The organism is Tabrizicola oligotrophica, assembly GCF_011008935.1.
In the GTDB taxonomy this organism is placed as follows: Bacteria; Pseudomonadota; Alphaproteobacteria; order Rhodobacterales; family Rhodobacteraceae; genus Tabrizicola_A; species Tabrizicola_A oligotrophica.
This window is the reverse complement of the sequence record NZ_JAAIVJ010000008.1, coordinates 41,891-59,138: the sequence shown is the minus strand read 5'-3', so window position 1 is coordinate 59,138 and position 17,248 is coordinate 41,891. Positions and strand designations below refer to the sequence as shown.

Sequence of the window (17,248 nt, the reverse complement as noted above, 5' to 3'; positions counted from 1 at the left end):
TGTTTCCGCACTGCCACGACAGGCGCTGCCCGACACGCCCGGTCGGGGCGCTTTTCGGGGCAAACCTTGCACAATGTATCGAAATGCTGTCGTTATGCCGTCAAAATCAGGCAGAAATGTAGTTTTAACCGGTGAAGTTGTACCCCATATGCGGCATCCTCAGTTGCAGGAAAAGGGCGGCTCATACGCACCTGGCCTGGTTGGAAAAACCACGCGGGGGCCGAGTCCGTCCATACCATATCTGGTGTGGCAATGGAGGAGGACACGCATCTTGTTGGCAGAAAGGATCACGCCGATGGGACTGTCCAAGACGATCTGGACCAATCCGACCGAATTCCTGAAGACGCAAAGCCCGGAAAACCCGGTGCTGTTCTTCGCCCCCAGCGCCGTGCAGGCCGTGGCGCGCAAGTTTCTGACGGGCTTTCCCGGCCTTGTCACCTATGCCGTCAAATCCAATCCCGGCGAGGAGATGATCGAGAATCTGGTCGCCGCCGGGGTCAGGGGCTTTGACTGCGCCTCGCCCTTCGAGATCGACCTGATCCGTCGTCTCGCCCCCGATGCCGCGATTCATTACAACAACCCGGTGCGCTCGCGCTCCGAGATCGCCCATGCCGTTGCGCGGGACGTGAAGTCCTATTCGGTCGACAGCCACAGCGAACTGGCCAAGCTGATCGAACTGGTGCCGGCGGCAGGTTGTGAAATCTCGGTGCGTTTCAAGCTGCCGGTGGCCGGCGCCGCCTATAACTTCGGCGCCAAGTTCGGCGCGACCGAGGATGTCGCGGTCGAGCTGCTGAAAACGGTGGCGGCAGCGGGCTATATCCCCTCGATCACCTTCCACCCCGGCACGCAATGCACCGATCCGAACGCCTGGGCGGCCTATATCCGCGAGGCGGCGGTGATCGCCCGCAAGGCCGGCGTCAAGATCGCCCGGCTGAACGTCGGCGGCGGCTTCCCGAACCACCGCGCCGTGGGCGTGGCACCGCAGCTGGATGAAACCTTCGCCACCATCGACCGCGTCGCGACCGAGGCCTTCGGCACAGACCGTCCGGCGCTGGTCTGCGAGCCGGGCCGCGCGGTGTGCGGCGACGCCTTCACCCTTGCCGCGCGCGTCAAGGCGGTGCGGGATGGCATCCATGTCTTTCTCAATGACGGGCTTTATGGCTCGCTCTTTGAACTCGGCCAGATCGGCATCATTGACCGCATCACGGTTCTGACGCCCCAGGGCGAGCAGCGCAAGGGCGCGGTGCATGGCCGGGTCTGCTTTGGCCCGACCTGTGATTCGGTGGACCGCCTGCCGGGCGATGTGCCCCTCCCCGATGACATCGCCGAGGGCGATTTCGTGATCTTCGAAGGCATGGGCGCCTATTCCACGGTGACCAACAGCCGCTTCAACGGCTTTGGCGAGCTGGCGATGGTCACGGTTCTGGGCCAGAAACTGTAACTTTCCGCGGAAATTTCAGAACCGTGTGGCGGGCACCCCTTGCGGGTGCCCGTTTTGCGTCATTTTCTTAACCTTGTTCTGTCTATGATGGAGCTGTGGCCGCCTGATGTGGCCGATTGCGGTTTGGGGGTGTGCCACGTCTCTGGTCGAACGCATCGCGCTTTGGTGGCGGGGCAAGCCCGTCGCCACTGCCGAACCCGCCGCGCCGCCGGCGCCGGGGCGGCAAAGAGGTGTTGTCGATCATGTCATCATCCTTGACGGCACGCTCTCGCTGCTGGAGCCGGGATATGAGACCAACGCCGGGCTTTTGCTGAAACTCCTGCTGGAAGATCAGAAGGGTGTGCATCGCCGGGTCTATTACGAGGAAGGCCTGCAATGGGAGGGCATCCGCCACGCCTGGGGCTTCCTGCAGGGCCGCGGCCTCAGCCGCCAGATCTCCCGCGCCTATGGCTGGCTGGCCAGCCAGTATCGCCCCGGCGACCGGATCTTCCTGTTCGGCTATTCGCGCGGGGCCTATGCGGTGCGCAGCCTTGCCGGGGTGATCGACCGGGTCGGGCTGGTGCGGCGCGAAAAGGCGGTGGAGCGGGTCATCAAGCTTGCCTATCGCCATTACCGCATGGGACCGGAGCGCCCGGCGGCGCAGGCCTTTGCCCGCGCCTATTGCCACCCCGAGGCCGCGATCGAACTGGTGGGCGTCTGGGACACCGTCAAGGCGCTGGGGCTGCGCCTGCCGCTGCTGTGGATGCTGACCGACCGGAAATACCGCTTTCACAATCACCACCTTGGCGCCTCGATCCGCCACGGCTTTCAGGCGCTGGCCCTGCATGAGACGCGGGCGGTGTTCGATCCGGTGATGTGGGATTGCCCGCCGGGATGGGAGGGCAATGTGCAGCAGGTCTGGTTCCGCGGCGGGCATTCCGATGTGGGCGGGCAGGTGGGCACCTATCCCGCCGCACGGCCCCTGGCGAATATTCCGCTGGTGTGGATGCTGGAGCGGGCCGAGGCGGTTGGTCTGCGCCTGCCGCAGGGGTGGCACGGGCGGTTCCCCTGTGATCCTTCGGCGCCGATGATGGGCACGACGCGGGGCTGGGCGAAGCTGTTCCTGTTGCGCCGCCCGCGCGTGGTGGGGCGCGATGTGTCGGAGGCGATTCACCCGACAGCCGCAGGTGAGCGCCCCTTCAGCTGGATGCCCTGGCCGCTGACACGTCTGTTCTGAGCGGTGTCAGGGCAGGCGGGTCGACAGGAAGAGCCCGGCGTAGATCAGCCCGATCAGGAGGGGTTGGTGCAGGAGATAGATCACCAGACTGTGCCGCCCCGGCCAGGCGAGCCGGCGCAGGCCGGCTGTGTCGGGCCGGGCCAGCCAGCGCAGGGCGCCAAGCTGATCGGCAAGCTTCGCTGCGGCAAGGCCCAGTAGAAACGGGCCGACCCAGGGAAACAGCGGTTCGAAATCGACAGTCAGCGCCGGCTCGGTCGCAAGGCCAAGGAAGCGCAGGAGGGGCGCGTTGAAGGCCGGCGAGGGCAGCAGGTAGCTCGCGGCCATGACTGCCGTCCCGCCGAGCGCGATGACCGGCACCGGCAGGCGCAGCACGGCCAGCCCGATCAGGCTGCAGACGGCGATGCAATGCAGGATGCCGAAATAGACGAAATACTCGGGCAGCGCCGCGTAGGTGCCCGCGCTGACCAGCGCCGCCGCGGCAACGAGTTTGCCCCAGCGTCGCCAGAAGGCGGGCCAGCGCAGGCCGGCGCCATGGGCCAGCCAGAGCGAGGCGCCGGCGAGAAACAGGAAGCTGCCCGCCACGATCCGGGCGTGCCAGTAGAAGACCGGATGCAGCGTGGTGCCATAGGGCAGGAGGCCGAACATCTGCAGGTCAAAGACCAGATGGAAGGCCGCCATGCCTAGGAGGGCTGCGCTGCGGGCGATGTCGAGGCCGATCAGGCGGCCGCTGTCTTGGGTCAAGCGTCGTGACCGGGGGTTTCACACCCCCGGACCCCCGTGGGATATTTGGGAACAGATGAAGACATGGTGGTTTTGAGCGCCGGGCGCAACGCAAAAGGGCGGTCCACGCCGGACCGCCCTGCTGTCATGCGCGTCTTTCCGCCTCAGCGATGGCGGGTGTCGACATAGTCGCGCTTCGCGGCACCGACGTAAAGCTGGCGCGGGCGGCCGATCTTCTGGTTCTTCTCGCCGATCATCTCTTTCCACTGGCTGATCCAGCCGACGGTGCGCGAGATGGCGAAGATGGGCGTGAACATCGAGGTCGGGAAGCCCATCGCCTCGAGGATGATGCCCGAGTAGAAGTCGACGTTGGGGTAGAGCTTTTTCGAGATGAAATAGTCATCCGACAGCGCGATGCGCTCCAGTTCCTTGGCGACCTGCAGGAGCGGGTTGTTCTCGATGCCGAGCAGGCCCAGCACCTCGTCCGCCGACTGTTTCATCACCGTCGCCCGCGGGTCGAAGTTCTTGTAGACCCGGTGGCCGAAGCCCATCAGGCGGAAGCCCGAGTTCTTGTCCTTGGCCTTGGCGACATATTCCGGGATGCGGTCGACAGTGCCGATTTCCTTCAGCATTTCAAGGCAGGCCTGGTTGGCGCCGCCATGGGCCGGGCCCCAAAGGCAGGCGATGCCGGCGGCGATGCAGGCAAACGGGTTGGCGCCCGACGAGCCGGCCAGACGCACTGTCGAGGTCGAGGCGTTCTGTTCATGGTCGGCGTGCAGCATCATGATGCGGTCCATCGCCTTTTCGAGGACCGGGTTGACGACATAGTCCTCGGTCGGCACCGCAAAGCACATGTGCAGGAAGTTGCCGGCATAGGACAGCGCGTTCTTCGGATAGACGAAGGGCTGGCCGATCGAATACTTGTAGGCCATGGCGGCGATGGTCGGCAGCTTGGCGATCATCCGGATCGAGGCGACTTCGCGGTGCCAGGGGTCGTTGATGTCAAGGCTGTCGTGGTAGAAGGCCGACATGGCGCCGACGACGCCGACCATGGTCGCCATCGGGTGGCTGTCACGGCGGAACCCGCGGAAGAAGTTGTGCATCTGTTCATGCACCATCGTGTGCTTGGTCACACGCGCTTCGAAGTCCTTGAGCTGGGCAGCGGTTGGCAGTTCGCCGTAAAGCAGCAGATAGCAGACCTCGAGGTAATGCGAGTGTTCGGCCAGCTGTTCGATCGGATAGCCGCGATGCAGCAGCTCGCCCTTGTCACCGTCGATATAGGTGATCGTGCTTTCGCAGGCCGCCGTCGAGGTGAAGCCAGGGTCGAAGGTAAAGACATCAGCCTGGGCATAAAGCTTGCCGATATCGACGACTTCCGGCCCGAGGGTCGGGGCGTAGACCGGCAGGTCATAGGTCTTGCCGTCAAGGCTGAGCGTTGCGGTCTTGGTCTGTTCGGCCATCTTCCGTCCCCATCAAAGGCTCCGGCATGGGCCATGCCGGGCGGCGTTCCTGGTTTCCGGCTCTGGGCGGTGGGGTCAGGCCCCGGCGTCCAGCAGCCGTGCAATCGTCTCATCACGACCGATGACCAGCATCATGTCGAACACGCTGGGCGTGGCTGTCCGTCCCGCCAAGGCCGCGCGGAGCGGCGCGGCGAGCTTGCCGAAACCGATCCCGTTTTCTGCGGCAGCATCGTTGAGGATGGTTTCCAGCCCTTCCTTTGTCCAGCTAGCATTTTGCAGGCGCGGCGTCAATGATTTCAGTATACCACGGGATACCGAATCCAGAGTCTTCGCCGCCGCCTCGTCCGGCGCCACCGGGCGCGACGTTAGCGCAAACTCTGCCTTTTCAAGCAGTTCCGGGAAGGTTTTCGCCCGGTCCTTCACGCAGTACAGCCCCCGCGACAGCCGGTCGCGCTGGGTGTCGGTCAGGGCGGGCCGCCCGGCGGCGACAAGGAAGGCCTCCAGTTCATGCAGCAGTGCAGCATCGGCGGTCATCGCCAGGTGATGGCCGCAGGTGTTTTCCAGCTTCCTGAAATCCAGCCGGGCCGGCGCGCGACCGATTCCCTTCAGGTCGAACATCGTCATCGCCTCGGCGCTGGTGAAGATCTCGGCGTCGCCATGCGCCCAGCCAAGCCGCGTCAGATAATTGCGCATCCCCGCCGCCGGATAGCCCATGGCCTGATATTCCTCGACCCCGGTCGCGCCATGGCGCTTGGACAGCTTTTTGCCATCGGGGCCGTGAATCAGCGGGATATGGGCCCAGACCGGCACCGGCCAGCCCATCGCGTCATAGACCATCTGCTGGCGGCCGGCGTTGTTCAGATGGTCATCCCCCCGGATCACATGGGTCACGCCCATGTCGTGATCGTCCACCACCACGGCGAGCATATAGGTCGGCGTGCCATCCGAGCGCAGGACGATCATGTCGTCCAGAGTTTCGTTCCGGATCGTTACGATTCCCTGAACCTCGTCGCGGATTTCCGTCACCCCGTCGCGCGGTGCCTTCATGCGGATCGCATAGGGCGCATCGGGGTAGCTTGCAGGGTCGGCATCGCGCCAAGGGCTTTGAAAGACGGCGTAGGAGGCGCCTTTCGCCTCGGCCTCGGCGCGGAAGGCGGCGATTTCCTCGGGCGTGGAAAAGCATTTGTAGGCGGTGCCGCGGGCCAGCATTTCATGCGCCACCTCGGCATGGCGGCCGCGGCGGTCGAACTGGCTGACCACCTCGCCGTCCCAGTCAAGGCCCAGCCAGCTCAGCCCCTTCAGAATCGCCGCGGTCGCCTCGGGGGTGGAGCGTTCGCGGTCGGTGTCCTCGATGCGGAGCAGGAACTTGCCGCCGCGTCCGCGGGCGTAAAGCCAGTTGAACAGCGCCGTCCGCCCGCCGCCGATGTGCAGAAACCCGGTGGGCGAGGGGGCGAAGCGGGTGACTACCTGGGAGGTCATGCGGCGTTAACCTTTCGGAAACCAAGAGGGCATTAGGATCGGCAGAGCTTTAGGCAATCGCGGGGCGCAAAACAAGGTGGCGGGGATGACGCGCTGGCTTCTCTGGCCGCTGTACCGGCTGCTTGACATGCGGGGGCTGCTGTTTCCGTGGGTGCCGGTGTTTCTTGGCGCGGGAATCGGGCTGTGGTTCGGACTTGCGCAGGAGCCGGGGATGCTAAGCTATGGCGCGGCGGCGCTCGGGTTGGGGTGCTGCCTCGGATTCTGGCGCCATGGGCCGGAACTCGCGCATCCGCTGGCCGTCATTGCGGCCTGCCTGCTGGCCGGGTTTCTGGCAGCGGGGGCGCGGGCGCATCTGGTCGCCGCCCCGATGCTGGAGCAGCCCTATGCCGGCCCGGTGCAGGGCCGCATCGTCGAGATCGACCGCTCGCAGTCCGACGCGCTGCGGCTGACGCTGGACCATGTTGTGCTGGAGCTGCCACCCGACAAGACCCCGGCGCGGGTGCGGATTTCGCTGCACGGCGAGGTGCCGGTGCCGGATCCGGATCCGGGGCAGGTGGTGCTGCTGACTGCCCGCCTTGCCGCACCGGAAGGGCCGACGGAACCGGGCGGCTTCGACTTTCGCCGCATGGCGTTCTTCGATGGTCTGGGGGCGGTCGGCTACAGCCGTACGCCGGTGGTGGTCTGGGAAGACCCCGCCCCCGGCACGCAGCTGGTGAACCGGCTCAGGATGCGGCTGTCGCGCGGGATCATGGCGGCCCTGCCGGGCGATGCCGGAGCCTTTGCCAGCGGGGCGATGACCGGCGACAGGTCGGGGATTTCCAAGGAGACGGTCGAGGCGCTGCGCGATTCGAACCTCGCGCATCTGCTGGCGATTTCGGGCATGAACATGGCCTTCCTCACCGGATTTGTCTTTGTGCTGTTGCGCCATGGGCTGGCGCTGGTGCCGCCGCTTGCGCTGCGGGTGAACACCAAGAAGCTGGCGGCGATCGTGGCCTTTGCGGTGGCGTTGTTCTACCTGCTGCTGTCAGGGGCAAATGTGGCAACCGAACGCGCCTTCCTGATGGTCTCGGTGATGCTGGGCGCGATTCTGTTCGACCGGCGCGCGCTGACCCTGCGGTCGGTGGCGCTTTCGGCGGTGGTGCTGCTGGTGTGGCAGCCCGAAAGCCTGACGGAACCGGGGTTCCAGCTGTCCTTTGCCGCGACCGTCGCCCTGATCGCGGGCTTTGGTGCGCTGGAGGGCCGGGTGATGCGCGAACGCCTGCCGCGCTGGGTTCTGCCGGTGTTCACGCTGGTCCTGTCCTCGGTCATCGCCGGGGCGGCGACGGCGCCCTACGCGGCGGCGACCTTCAACCGGTTCACCGATTACGGGCTGGTGGCAAACCTGCTGACCGTGCCGGTGATGAGCCTTCTGATGGCGGCGGGGGCGGTGGCGGCGCTCTTGGCGCCCATCGGTCTTGCCGCGCCGGCGCTGTGGCTGATGGAACTGGCGGCGCGCTGGATCCTGTTCGTGGCGCACTGGATCGCCGGGCTGGAGGGCGCGGTCACACCCATCGTCGCGCCGGGGCCATGGGTCTTGCCGCTCTTGACCGTCGCGGGCTGCTGGCTGGTGCTGATGCGGGGCCGAGTGCGGGGGTTGTCGCTGTTGCCGCTGGCCTTGGGGGCGGCGCTCTGGGCCATGACCGGGCGGCCGATCCTGCTCATCAGCGGCGATGGCGCGCTGGTCGGTCTCATGGGGCCGGAGGGGCGGGCGCTTTCGGCCGAAAAGGGGGCGGGGTTTACCGCCGGGGCCTGGCTGGAAAAGGACGGCGATCTTGCCACCCAGGCCGCGGCCTTCCTGCGGCCTGGGTTTTCCGGGCCAAAGACGGCGCGGGGCTTTGTGCTGCCGGATGAAAGGCCAGACGTGACGCCAAGCGAGCCGCCAGGTGCCCCCCACCCCCAGCTCCTCCCCACGAGGGGGAGGGGAGCCGAGAGATGCCCCGCGGGCGCAGAGTGCGGCGGGCCGTTCAGAGGTATCGTCCTGACCGGAAAGACCCCCGATCTGGCCGCCGCCTGTGCCGCCGCCGATCTGGTGATCCTTGCCAGCGATGCCGCCGGACGGGCGCCGGAGGGCTGTCGCCTGATCGACCGGGCGCTGTTGCGCAAGACCGGGGCGCTGGCCCTTTGGCGGGGGCGCGAAGGCTGGATCCTCCTGCCCGCGGCGCGGGCGGGCCGCATCTGGACGGGAAAGGCCGGATTGCCCGACCTGCCGGACCTCGTCTGGTGATCCGGGGGCGGCGCGGCTAATGGTATCGGAGCCGCCCCGCGCGCGGCGACTGGCCGCCCGGCAGCGGAATGGCGCGGGCCGGGCGGTTGCGTCAATAGCTCCGGATCAGCCCGACCAGCCGGCCCTGCACCTTGACCAGGTGATCGGGAAACACCCGCGTCTCATAGGCTGGGTTGGCCGCCTCGAGCGCGATCATGTTGCCCTTGCGGCGGAAGCGTTTCAGCGTCGCCTCGTGATCTTCAACCAGCGCCACCACGATATCGCCGCTCTCGGCGGTGTCCTGTTCGCGGATCACCACGATATCGCCATCGTTGATCCCGGCCTCGATCATCGAATCGCCCTTCACCTCCAGCGCGTAATGCTGGCCGCGGCCCGACAGCATGCTGCCCGGCACCGCGACATGGTGCGAGACATGGGAAATCGCCTCGATCGGGACGCCGGCGGCGATGCGGCCCATCACCGGCAGTTCCATTGCATAGACCGCCTCGACCGGCATCGCCCCGCGCGGCGGGTCTACCTTGTCGCCGGCGATCACCTTGGGGGTGAAGCCGGGCTTTTCCATCGCCTCGGGCAGCTTGACGATTTCCAGCGCCCGGGCGCGGTGCGCCAGGCGGCGGATGAAGCCGCGTTCCTCCAGCGCCGTAATCAGCCGGTGGATGCCGGATTTCGAGCGCAGGTCAAGCGCATCCTTCATCTCGTCAAACGAGGGGGGAACACCGTCACGGTCCATCCGGGTCTTGATGAAATCCAGAAGTTCCAACTGCTTGCGCGTGAGCATGCCCGCACCCCGTGGCTTGTGTTTCCGATATGTTCTGCCCTTGTTCCCGCATTGTGTCAAGCCATTCCGCGCGGGCCTTTCATGCTGACCTTTCATACTGGCCCAAATATCCCCGCGCGGAGCGCAGACTGCGGGCAGGCCGAGGCGCGGCACCGGCAGGATCAGAGCGGCAGGTAGTCTACCACCTCGCCGGCGCGGCGCGGCCCGTCGCCAAGCGGGCGGATCAGCAGGGCATCGGCCTCGGTCAGGATGCGCAGCAGCGCGGAATCCTGCGACACGAAGGGGGCGATCAGGGGCAGCCCGTCGCCGGGCGACAGGCGGGCGCGCATGTAATGCACCCGCGGGCCGGCGGGGCCGACATCCTCGGCCAGCACCGCGCGGGCGGTCGGGGAGGCGGCGGCGGGCAGGCCCTGCATCGCCCTGAGCATCGGCAGAAGAAACAGGTGGCCGCAGACGATGGCCGAAACCGGGTTGCCGGGCAGGCCCAGCATCAGCGCCGCGCCCAGCCGCCCGGCCATCAGGGGCTTGCCGGGCCGCATGGCGATCTTCCAGAACGCCCGCTCCAGTCCCATGCCCTCGGCAACCCGGCCGACAAGGTCATGGTCGCCAACCGACGCGCCGCCGATGGTCACGATCAGGTCGGCGCCCTCGGCGAGGGCGAACACCTGCCGCAGGTCGTCCTCGGTGTCGCGGGCGATGGGCAGAAGCCGCACCTCGGCGCCCTCGGCCCGCGCCATGGCTTCCAGCGCAAACAGGTTCGAGGCGACAATCTGCTCGGGGCCGGGGGTGTCGCCGGGCATCACCAGTTCGTCGCCGGTGGCGATGATCGCCACCACCGGGCGGCGGGCGACCGGAATGTCGGCAATGTTCATCGCGGCCAGCAGCGCAAGGTCATTGGCGCGCAGGCGGCGGGGCGCGGAAAGCGCGTCGCCAAGGGCGAAATCCTGCCCTCGCCGGCGGATATTGTCGCCGGGGCGGGTGGCAGCGTTGACGGTGATCGCGCTGCCGGAAACCGTGACATCCTCTTGAATGGCAATGGTTTCCGCGCCTTCCGGCAGGGGGGCGCCGGTGAAGATGCGGGTGGCCTGATCGGGGGAAAGCCGGCCTTCGAAGGCATGGCCAGCCCCGGCCTCGCCAATGACGCTATAGCCGGCCCCGGCGGCGCCTGCGCGGCCAAGCGCGTAGCCATCCATGGCCGAGGCGTCGAATGGCGGCTGGGTCAGGCGCGCGGTGGCGGCGGCGGCCAGCACACGGCCCGCGGCCTGCCGCAGGGGCACGGTCTCGGCCGGCAGCGGCGTGACTAGGGCGAAACAGCGCTGAAGCGCTTCCTCGACAGTGATCATTCCTGTGCCTCAAACCGGCCGGACTTGCCGCCGTCTTTCAGGATCAGGCGGATGCCTTCGATCCGCATGGATTTTTCCACCGCCTTGACCATGTCGTAGATCGTCAGGCAGGCCACCGAGACGGCAGTCAGCGCCTCCATCTCCACTCCGGTCTGACCGCCGGTCTTCACCGTCGCCTCGACGACGATGCCGGGCAGGCTGGCGTCGGGGGTCAGCTCGACCGCGACCTTGGTGATCGGCAGGGGGTGGCAGAGCGGGATCAGATCGGCAGTCTTTTTCGCGCCCATGATGCCGGCCAGCCGCGCCACGCCCAGGACATCGCCCTTCTTCGCGGCGCCAGAGGTGACAAGCGCCAGCGTCTCGGCCGACATCACCACATGGCCCCGCGCCACCGCGACGCGCGCCGTCACGGGCTTGCCGGACACATCGACCATATGGGCCTGACCCTGATCGTCGAAATGGGTGAGGCCGCTCATGCGCCGTTCTCCGAGGTCAGCGGCCGGGACAGGATGGCGCGGGTGGCGGCGGTCACGTCGGCCTGCCGCATCAGCGCCTCGCCGATCAGGAAGCAGCGCGCGCCATAGGCGGCGACATCGGCCAGATCGGCGGGGGTGAAAAGCCCGGATTCCGAGACGATCAGCCGGTCCTCCGGCACATGGCGGGCAAGCTGCCGCGTGGTGTCGAGCGTGACTTCGAAGGTGTGCAGGTTGCGGTTGTTGATGCCGATCAGCGGCGATTTCAACTGCGTCGCGCGGTCAAGCTCGGCCCGGTCATGCACCTCGATCAGCACATCCATGCCAAGGGCGAAGGCGGCGGCCTCCAGCTCTTGCGCCTGTTGGTCGCTGACCGAGGCCATGATGATGAGGATGCAATCGGCCGACAGCGCCCGCGCCTCGGTCACCTGATAGGTGTCGTAGAGGAAATCCTTGCGCAGGCAGGGAAGTTTCACCGCATCATGCGCGGCGACAAGAAAGCTGTCCTCGCCCTGAAACGACGGGGTGTCGGTCAGCACCGAAAGGCAGGTGGCGCCACCGGCCTCATAGGCGCGGGCCAGCGCCGGCGGGTCGAAATCGGCGCGGATCAGGCCCTTGGAGGGGCTGGCCTTCTTGATTTCGGCAATCAGCCCGTAGCCTTGCGCCGCCGCTTCGGTCAGCGCACGGGCAAAGCCGCGCGGGGCGGGGGCGGCCTTGGCCGCATCCTCGACCGCGGCGAGCGGCCGGGCGGCCTTCCGCGTGGCGACCTCCTCGAGCTTGTAGGACTTGATCCGGTCAAGAATGGTCGACATCGGGTTTCCTCTTGGCTGGCGCCCCGGGGGTTTCACACCCCCGGACCCCCGTGGGATATTTCAGCCAGTATGAAAGGCTGGCGTTGTCTTGGGTCTAGCGCGGCCGGGCAGCGAAGGGAAGCCTTACGCGGACCAGTCGACGGGCTGCTCGCCGCGGGCGGCGAGCCAGCGGTTGACGGCGCTGAAGGGGCGCGAGCCGAAAAAGCCGCGATGGGCGGAGAGCGGCGAGGGATGGGGGGCGGTCAGGAACAGGTGGCCAGTGCGGGGCAGGCGGGCGCAGAGCTTTTGCGCCGGGGCGCCCCAGAGGATGAAGGCCTTTGGCCCGTCGTCGGCAAGGGCGGTGAGGATTTGCGCCACAAGCGGCTCCCAGCCCCAGCCCTTGTGGCCATTGGCGGCGTTCAGGGGCACGGTGAGGACGGTGTTGAGGAGGAGAACGCCTTGGGTCGCCCAGCCGGTCAGGTCGCCATCGGCCTTGCTCTGGCCGGTGTCGGCGGCAAGCTCGGCGAGGATGTTGTGCAGCGAATGCCGTGGCCGTTCGCCCGGCGGGAAGGAAAACGCCAGCCCGGTGGCGCGGCCCGGCGTGGAGTAGGGGTCTTGGCCAAGGATCACCACCCGGGTTTGCCCGCGCGGCGTCAGGCGCAGGGCGCGGAACGGGTCGGCGGGTTGCCAGCCCGGCGCGGTGGCAAGGCGGGTGGCAAGGGCGGGCCAGTCGGCGGCAAAGAACGGCAGGTCGGCCCAGCTCTCGGGCGGGGCCGGGATCTCAGCCATGCGCGACCGGGGCGTGGGTGATCCGGGCCAGCGCCTCGATCTTGGCCTTGGCCTTGCCGGAATCCAGGCTTTCGCGGGCGATTTCAACGCCTTCCTTCAGGGTCTTCGCTTTGTCCGCCACCACCAGCGCGGCGGCGGCATTGAGAAGCACCGCATCGCGGAAGCCGCCCTTGGCGCCGTCGAGAAGCGCGCGGAAGGCCACGGCGTTTTCCGCCGGGGTGCCGCCCTGGATCGCCTCGAACGGGTAGGCGGGCAGGCCGGCGTCTTCGGGATGCACCGTGAACTCGCGGATCTCGCCGGCGTCAAGCTCGCAGACCGGCGAGGCGGCGACGATCGACAGCTCGTCCGAGCCATCGCCGCCATGCACCAGCCAGGCCTTTTCAGACCCCAAGGCACGCAGGGTTTCAGCCATCGGGCGGATCAGCGCGGCGGAAAACGCGCCGGTCAACTGCCGTTTCACCCCGGCGGGGTTGGTGAGCGGGCCGAGGATGTTGAAGATCGTCCGGGTGCCAAGCTCCATCCGCACCGGGGCGACATGGCGGGTGGCGGGGTGGTGCATCGGCGCCATCATGAAGCCGATGCCGGCCTCTGCAAGGCAGCGCTCCACCACCTCGGGGCCGACCATGACATTGAGGCCCATCTCGGTCAGCGCATCGGCCGCGCCGGATTTCGACGACAGGTTGCGGTTGCCATGCTTGGCCACCGGCACGCCGGCGCCCGCGACGACAAAGGCGGTGGCGGTCGAGATGTTGAGCGTGCCCTTGCCGTCGCCGCCGGTGCCGACGATGTCCATCGCGCCCGCCGGCGCCTTCACCGCATGGCATTTCGAGCGCATGACGAAGGCGGCGGCGGCGTATTCGTCCACCGTCTCGCCGCGGGTGCGCAGCGCCATCAGGAAGCCGCCCATCTGGGCCGGGGTCGCCATGCCTTCGAACAGCGCGCCAAAGGCGGCCTCGGCCTCGGCCCGGGTCAGGGGGCGGGTGGCGGCGATGCCGATCAGGGGTTTGAGAACGTCACTCATGCCGGCACCCGTTCGCGCGCGGCGTCAAGGAAGTTCTTCAGAAGCTGGTGGCCATGTTCAGAAGCGATGCTTTCGGGGTGAAACTGCACGCCCTCGATCAGCTTTTCGCGGTGGCGCAGGCCCATGATGGTGCCGTCCTCAAGCCAGGCCGTGACTTCAAGGCAATCGGGCAGGGTGGCGCGGTCGACGATCAGCGAGTGATAGCGGGTGGCAAGGAAGGGCGAGGGCAGGCCGCGGAACATGCCCTTGCCCTCATGGTGCATGGCGCCCATCTTGCCATGCACGATCTCATGGCAGCGCACGACATTGCCGCCAAAGGCCTCGCCAATGGTCTGGTGGCCAAGACAGACGCCAAGGAGCGGCACATCGGCGGCGGCGGCGGCCTTGGTCAGCGGAATGCAGATGCCGGCCTGCGCCGGATCGCAGGGGCCGGGCGACAGCACGATCAACTCGGGGCGCAGCGCAAGCGCATCCTGCACCGACAGCGCGTCATTGCGCACCACCTTCACATCCGCGCCGAGTTCGCCCAGATAATGCACAAGATTGTAGGTAAAGCTGTCGTAGTTGTCGATCAGAAGCAGCATGTCTCACACAACCGTTTGTTTTTGTTTTGCTTCTTTCCTTGAGTTTCCACTTGATACCCGCAAGGATACCCGCTTTTTTCTTGGATACCCCTGCAAACCTGCCCAAACGGTCGAAGCTTTCCCCGGACTTATCGCTGATACGCCCGGCGGTGTAAACTGCGCGGCGCATGGGGACGATCTGCGAGGCGGGGGGCAGACGGCGGGCCTGCTGTCGGTGGTGGTCAACGTGAAGGAGAGGTCTGGGCGGTTCGATGTTTCGACAGTGACCGGCCTTTACCACCCCGCAATGTGTAAAGCATGGTCCGCCGAGTTGAATTGGTGCGCCGCTCACCTCATGGTGTCGCGGGCATGGAAATGTTACTTGGGACGAATTGGCGATGCAGGATTATCACGAATGGCCCGGCAAGAGCGCTATGGCCGAAGGCGGGCCAGAGCATCCTGCCGTTTATCACATGTTGGACGTGGCCGCCGTGGCGGAACGATTGATTGCTCCCTTCGGCCATCCCGCCCCGTTGCGGGATGCGCTGATATTGCTGGTTGCGCTGCACGATCTGGGCAAGATCAGCGAGAGCTTTCGTGACATGATCCTGACCGGTGCCTCACAGACCTTCAGGCACTGGGAATTGACCGAGGTTCTGCTGCTCTTGAATGACACTGGACTGGCCCGACGGCTCGCGGGGAGCTTTGAGGTCAGGCTGGCGCTTTATGCTGCCGTATCCGGGCATCATGGCCGGCCCTCAGACCGGGGCGTGCTTTGGGATACATTTCTGTCGCCCAGAGAGCCAATGGAGCGTTACAAGGCCCGTCTGGCGATAGGCTGCGGCAACGCGACGGCCGCGTCCGTGATCGAAGCGTTTTGTGACCTTTGGCCAGATGCATCGTTGGAGGGTCTGAGCGATCAGCAGGCCACGACGTTGTCGTGGTGGCTTCCGGGGTTTTGCGCGGCGGCCGATTGGGTGGGGTCAAATACTGCGTGGTTCCAGCCCCAGTCATTTGGTCTCTCCCTGCCGGAGTATCTGGCCAAGGCCCGCCAGACCGCCGCTGTGGCGGTTGCCGGGGCCGGGTTGGCCGGCTGCCGAGGCAAGCCCGGCGATCTGTTCAATTTCGCCTTGCGCCCGATGCAGGCCGCTTGTCGTGATCTGCCGTTGCCGGATGGGCCAGCGCTGGCTGTGATCGAGGACGAGACCGGCGCGGGCAAGACCGAGGCGGCGCTTCTGCTTGCGCACCGCATGGTGCTGGCGGGCAAAGGGCGGGGGATCTTCTTTGCCTTGCCGACCATGGCGACCGCGGATGCGATGTTTGCCCGGGCAGGCGATATCCTCGGGCGGATGTTTGATGCACCGACGCTGACGCTTGCCCATGGCCGGGCGGGGCTGTCGGTGACGTTCCGTGATCTGGTAGAGGGCGGGGCCGCGGGCGAGGATGCGCCGAGTTGCACCGGTTGGCTGGCTGAATCGCGCCGTCGCGCCCTCTTGGCCGATGTCGGGGTTGGCACGATCGATCAGGCCTTGTTGTCGGTTCTGCCGGTGCGTCACCAATGTCTGCGCCATTTCGGGCTGTCGTCGAAGATCCTGATCGTGGACGAGGTGCACGAGATGGGAGAGCCCTATATCGCCACCGAACTTGAGCGGCTTTTGCAGATGCACCGGGCAGCGGGCGGATCGGCGATCCTGCTGACGGCGACCCTGCCGCTGGCCTTGCGGGAAAGGCTTCTGGCGGTTTATGGCGGCGCCGGGCCGGGGGCGGCCTATCCGGCGCTGACCGTCGCCGGGGCGGCGGCGGTGACCGAATTTGCCCGGGATGGACGCACGCTGAAAGGGCCAGTAGCGATCCAGCGGATCGACTGTGCCGAGGCCGCGGTTGATATCATTGCAGCCTCTGCCGCGCAGGGGGCGGCCTGCGTTTGGGTCCGAAATGCCGTCGATGACGCAATCGCGGCTGTCGGCACCTTGCGGGCGCGGGGCATCAAGGCCAGCTTGCTTCATGCCCGCTACACCTTGCACGACCGCAAGCGGATCGAGTCCGAGGTTCTGGCCCGTGTCGGCAAGGACGGTGCAGGGCGCACGGGTTATGTTCTGGTGGGCACGCAGGTTCTGGAAGCCTCGCTCGATCTCGACTTCGATGTGATGCTGTCCGACATCGCCCCCGTCGCAGCGCTGATCCAGCGGGCCGGGCGGCTTTGGCGGCATATGGACCGCAGGCCTGCCGATGCGCGCCCGGTTGCAGCGCCGGTCCTGCAGGTACTGTCGCCCGACCCGGAGGCGGTGCCGGACGCACGCTGGCTGCACGGCACGTTGGGCGGGGGTGCCTTTGTCTATTCGGTTGCCGATGTCTGGCGCAGCGCGCGGGTTCTGTTTGCGGCAGGCCGGATCGACGCCCCCGCCGGTTTGCGCGCCCTGATCGAGGCGGTGCATGGCGAAGATGCCGAAGCGGTGCCCGACGCCCTGATCCCCGCCGAAACCGAGACGCAAGGCAAGGACGCGGCGGCCAGGACCCATGCCATCCAGAACCTTGTCCGCTTGGAGGACGGGTTTCGCAGGGCGGGCAGGGGGGCGGATGATGCCACCTATCCCACCCGCTTGGGCGAAGAGACCCGTACCCTCGTGCTGGCGCGGCGCGAGAGCGGTGCCTTGCGACCTTGGGCGCCGGGATGCGGCGTCGAGGCCTGGGCGCTGTCCGAGGTTTCGGCCAGCCGCCGCCGCCTTGACCGGCTGGCGCTGCCCGAGCAGTCCGCCCCCGAAATCGCCGCCATTACCCGCGATTGGCCGGAGTGGCGGGCAGGTCAGGTGCAGGTCTGTCCGGTGGCAGAGGACGGCACGATCTGCGAGGGCTTGCGGTATGATGAAGCGCTTGGTCTGGTGATTGGCGAGAAAGGCTGAGGCACTGCGTC

General features: G+C 66.9%; 14 protein-coding genes. 4 read left to right on the top strand and 10 right to left on the bottom strand.

Going from position 1 to position 17,248, the window contains the following annotated elements; translation table 11 throughout:
- Window positions 1-295: 295 nt before the first annotated feature.
- Window positions 296-1,441 (top strand): type III PLP-dependent enzyme, encoded by a 1,146-nt coding sequence (locus G4Z14_RS13470; RefSeq protein ID WP_164626596.1) that lies wholly within the window; start codon window positions 296-298, stop codon window positions 1,439-1,441.
- Window positions 1,442-1,547: 106 nt separating this feature from the next.
- Window positions 1,548-2,657: a DUF2235 domain-containing protein gene (locus tag G4Z14_RS13465; RefSeq protein WP_164626594.1), complete on the top strand. Its 1,110-nt coding sequence runs from the start codon at window positions 1,548-1,550 to the stop codon at window positions 2,655-2,657.
- Between the two features lie 6 nt (window positions 2,658-2,663).
- On the opposite strand, the gene G4Z14_RS13460 is transcribed toward G4Z14_RS13465, so the two are convergent.
- The 3 genes from G4Z14_RS13460 to gltX form a co-directional block, all read right to left on the bottom strand.
- Window positions 2,664-3,398: a heparan-alpha-glucosaminide N-acetyltransferase gene (locus G4Z14_RS13460; RefSeq protein WP_164626592.1), complete on the bottom strand. Its 735-nt coding sequence runs from the start codon at window positions 3,396-3,398 to the stop codon at window positions 2,664-2,666.
- 143 nt (window positions 3,399-3,541) lie between these two features.
- On the bottom strand, window positions 3,542-4,837 hold the full coding sequence (gene gltA / locus G4Z14_RS13455) for a citrate synthase (RefSeq protein ID WP_164626590.1): 1,296 nt from the start codon (window positions 4,835-4,837) through the stop codon (window positions 3,542-3,544).
- A gap of 75 nt (window positions 4,838-4,912) precedes the next feature.
- Window positions 4,913-6,316, bottom strand: a complete 1,404-nt coding sequence (gene gltX, locus G4Z14_RS13450) for a glutamate--tRNA ligase (protein WP_164626588.1) — start codon at window positions 6,314-6,316, stop codon at window positions 4,913-4,915.
- An 85-nt stretch (window positions 6,317-6,401) separates the two neighbouring features.
- Between gltX and G4Z14_RS13445 the strand changes: the two genes are divergently transcribed.
- Window positions 6,402-8,579 carry a ComEC/Rec2 family competence protein gene (locus tag G4Z14_RS13445; protein ID WP_164626586.1) on the top strand — a complete coding sequence of 726 codons (2,178 nt, stop codon included), beginning with the start codon at window positions 6,402-6,404 and terminating at the stop codon, window positions 8,577-8,579.
- Window positions 8,580-8,670: 91 nt separating this feature from the next.
- On the opposite strand, the gene lexA is transcribed toward G4Z14_RS13445, so the two are convergent.
- The 7 genes from lexA to G4Z14_RS13410 all read right to left on the bottom strand — a co-directional run bounded on the left by lexA (window position 8,671) and on the right by G4Z14_RS13410 (window position 14,358).
- The gene (lexA, locus tag G4Z14_RS13440; RefSeq protein WP_164626584.1) at window positions 8,671-9,357 is read right to left on the bottom strand and encodes a transcriptional repressor LexA; all 687 of its coding nucleotides are present in this window, start codon (window positions 9,355-9,357) and stop codon (window positions 8,671-8,673) included.
- Between the two features lie 161 nt (window positions 9,358-9,518).
- Complete coding sequence (locus G4Z14_RS13435) at window positions 9,519-10,700, bottom strand: molybdopterin molybdotransferase MoeA (protein WP_164626582.1); 1,182 nt, start codon at window positions 10,698-10,700, stop codon at window positions 9,519-9,521.
- Window positions 10,697-11,176, bottom strand: a complete 480-nt coding sequence (gene moaC, locus G4Z14_RS13430) for a cyclic pyranopterin monophosphate synthase MoaC (RefSeq protein ID WP_164626580.1) — start codon at window positions 11,174-11,176, stop codon at window positions 10,697-10,699. The genes G4Z14_RS13435 and moaC overlap by 4 nt, the downstream gene beginning before the upstream one ends.
- The gene (gene trpC, locus G4Z14_RS13425; protein ID WP_164626578.1) at window positions 11,173-11,985 is read right to left on the bottom strand and encodes an indole-3-glycerol phosphate synthase TrpC; all 813 of its coding nucleotides are present in this window, start codon (window positions 11,983-11,985) and stop codon (window positions 11,173-11,175) included. The genes moaC and trpC overlap by 4 nt, the downstream gene beginning before the upstream one ends.
- Window positions 11,986-12,108: 123 nt before the next feature.
- Entirely contained in the window at window positions 12,109-12,753 is a 645-nt protein-coding gene (locus G4Z14_RS13420; RefSeq protein ID WP_164626575.1) for a uracil-DNA glycosylase, read from the bottom strand.
- Window positions 12,746-13,774, bottom strand: coding sequence for an anthranilate phosphoribosyltransferase (gene trpD / locus G4Z14_RS13415; RefSeq protein WP_164626573.1), 1,029 nt, complete (start codon window positions 13,772-13,774; stop codon window positions 12,746-12,748). The genes G4Z14_RS13420 and trpD overlap by 8 nt, the downstream gene beginning before the upstream one ends.
- Window positions 13,771-14,358, bottom strand: a complete 588-nt coding sequence (locus tag G4Z14_RS13410) for an anthranilate synthase component II (RefSeq protein WP_164626571.1) — start codon at window positions 14,356-14,358, stop codon at window positions 13,771-13,773. The genes trpD and G4Z14_RS13410 overlap by 4 nt, the downstream gene beginning before the upstream one ends.
- Before the next feature lie 377 nt (window positions 14,359-14,735).
- Between G4Z14_RS13410 and cas3 the strand changes: the two genes are divergently transcribed.
- Window positions 14,736-17,237 (top strand): CRISPR-associated helicase Cas3', encoded by a 2,502-nt coding sequence (gene cas3, locus G4Z14_RS13405; RefSeq protein ID WP_164626569.1) that lies wholly within the window; start codon window positions 14,736-14,738, stop codon window positions 17,235-17,237.
- Window positions 17,238-17,248 lie beyond the last annotated feature (11 nt).

Bases quoted from the DNA above. Each gene is read 5' to 3' on its own strand.
- lexA (WP_164626584.1), bottom strand. From the start codon at position 9,357: ATGCTCACGCGCAAGCAGTTGGAACTTCTGGATTTCATCAAGACCCGG.
- G4Z14_RS13410 (WP_164626571.1), bottom strand. From the start codon at position 14,358: ATGCTGCTTCTGATCGACAACTACGACAGCTTTACCTACAATCTTGTG.
- moaC (WP_164626580.1), bottom strand. From the start codon at position 11,176: ATGAGCGGCCTCACCCATTTCGACGATCAGGGTCAGGCCCATATGGTC.
- G4Z14_RS13435 (WP_164626582.1), bottom strand. From the start codon at position 10,700: ATGATCACTGTCGAGGAAGCGCTTCAGCGCTGTTTCGCCCTAGTCACG.
- trpD (WP_164626573.1), bottom strand. From the start codon at position 13,774: ATGAGTGACGTTCTCAAACCCCTGATCGGCATCGCCGCCACCCGCCCC.
- gltA (WP_164626590.1), bottom strand. From the start codon at position 4,837: ATGGCCGAACAGACCAAGACCGCAACGCTCAGCCTTGACGGCAAGACC.
- G4Z14_RS13445 (WP_164626586.1), top strand. From the start codon at position 6,402: ATGACGCGCTGGCTTCTCTGGCCGCTGTACCGGCTGCTTGACATGCGG.
- cas3 (WP_164626569.1), top strand. From the start codon at position 14,736: ATGCAGGATTATCACGAATGGCCCGGCAAGAGCGCTATGGCCGAAGGC.
- G4Z14_RS13465 (WP_164626594.1), top strand. From the start codon at position 1,548: ATGTGGCCGATTGCGGTTTGGGGGTGTGCCACGTCTCTGGTCGAACGC.
- G4Z14_RS13420 (WP_164626575.1), bottom strand. From the start codon at position 12,753: ATGGCTGAGATCCCGGCCCCGCCCGAGAGCTGGGCCGACCTGCCGTTC.
- G4Z14_RS13470 (WP_164626596.1), top strand. From the start codon at position 296: ATGGGACTGTCCAAGACGATCTGGACCAATCCGACCGAATTCCTGAAG.
- gltX (WP_164626588.1), bottom strand. From the start codon at position 6,316: ATGACCTCCCAGGTAGTCACCCGCTTCGCCCCCTCGCCCACCGGGTTT.
- trpC (WP_164626578.1), bottom strand. From the start codon at position 11,985: ATGTCGACCATTCTTGACCGGATCAAGTCCTACAAGCTCGAGGAGGTC.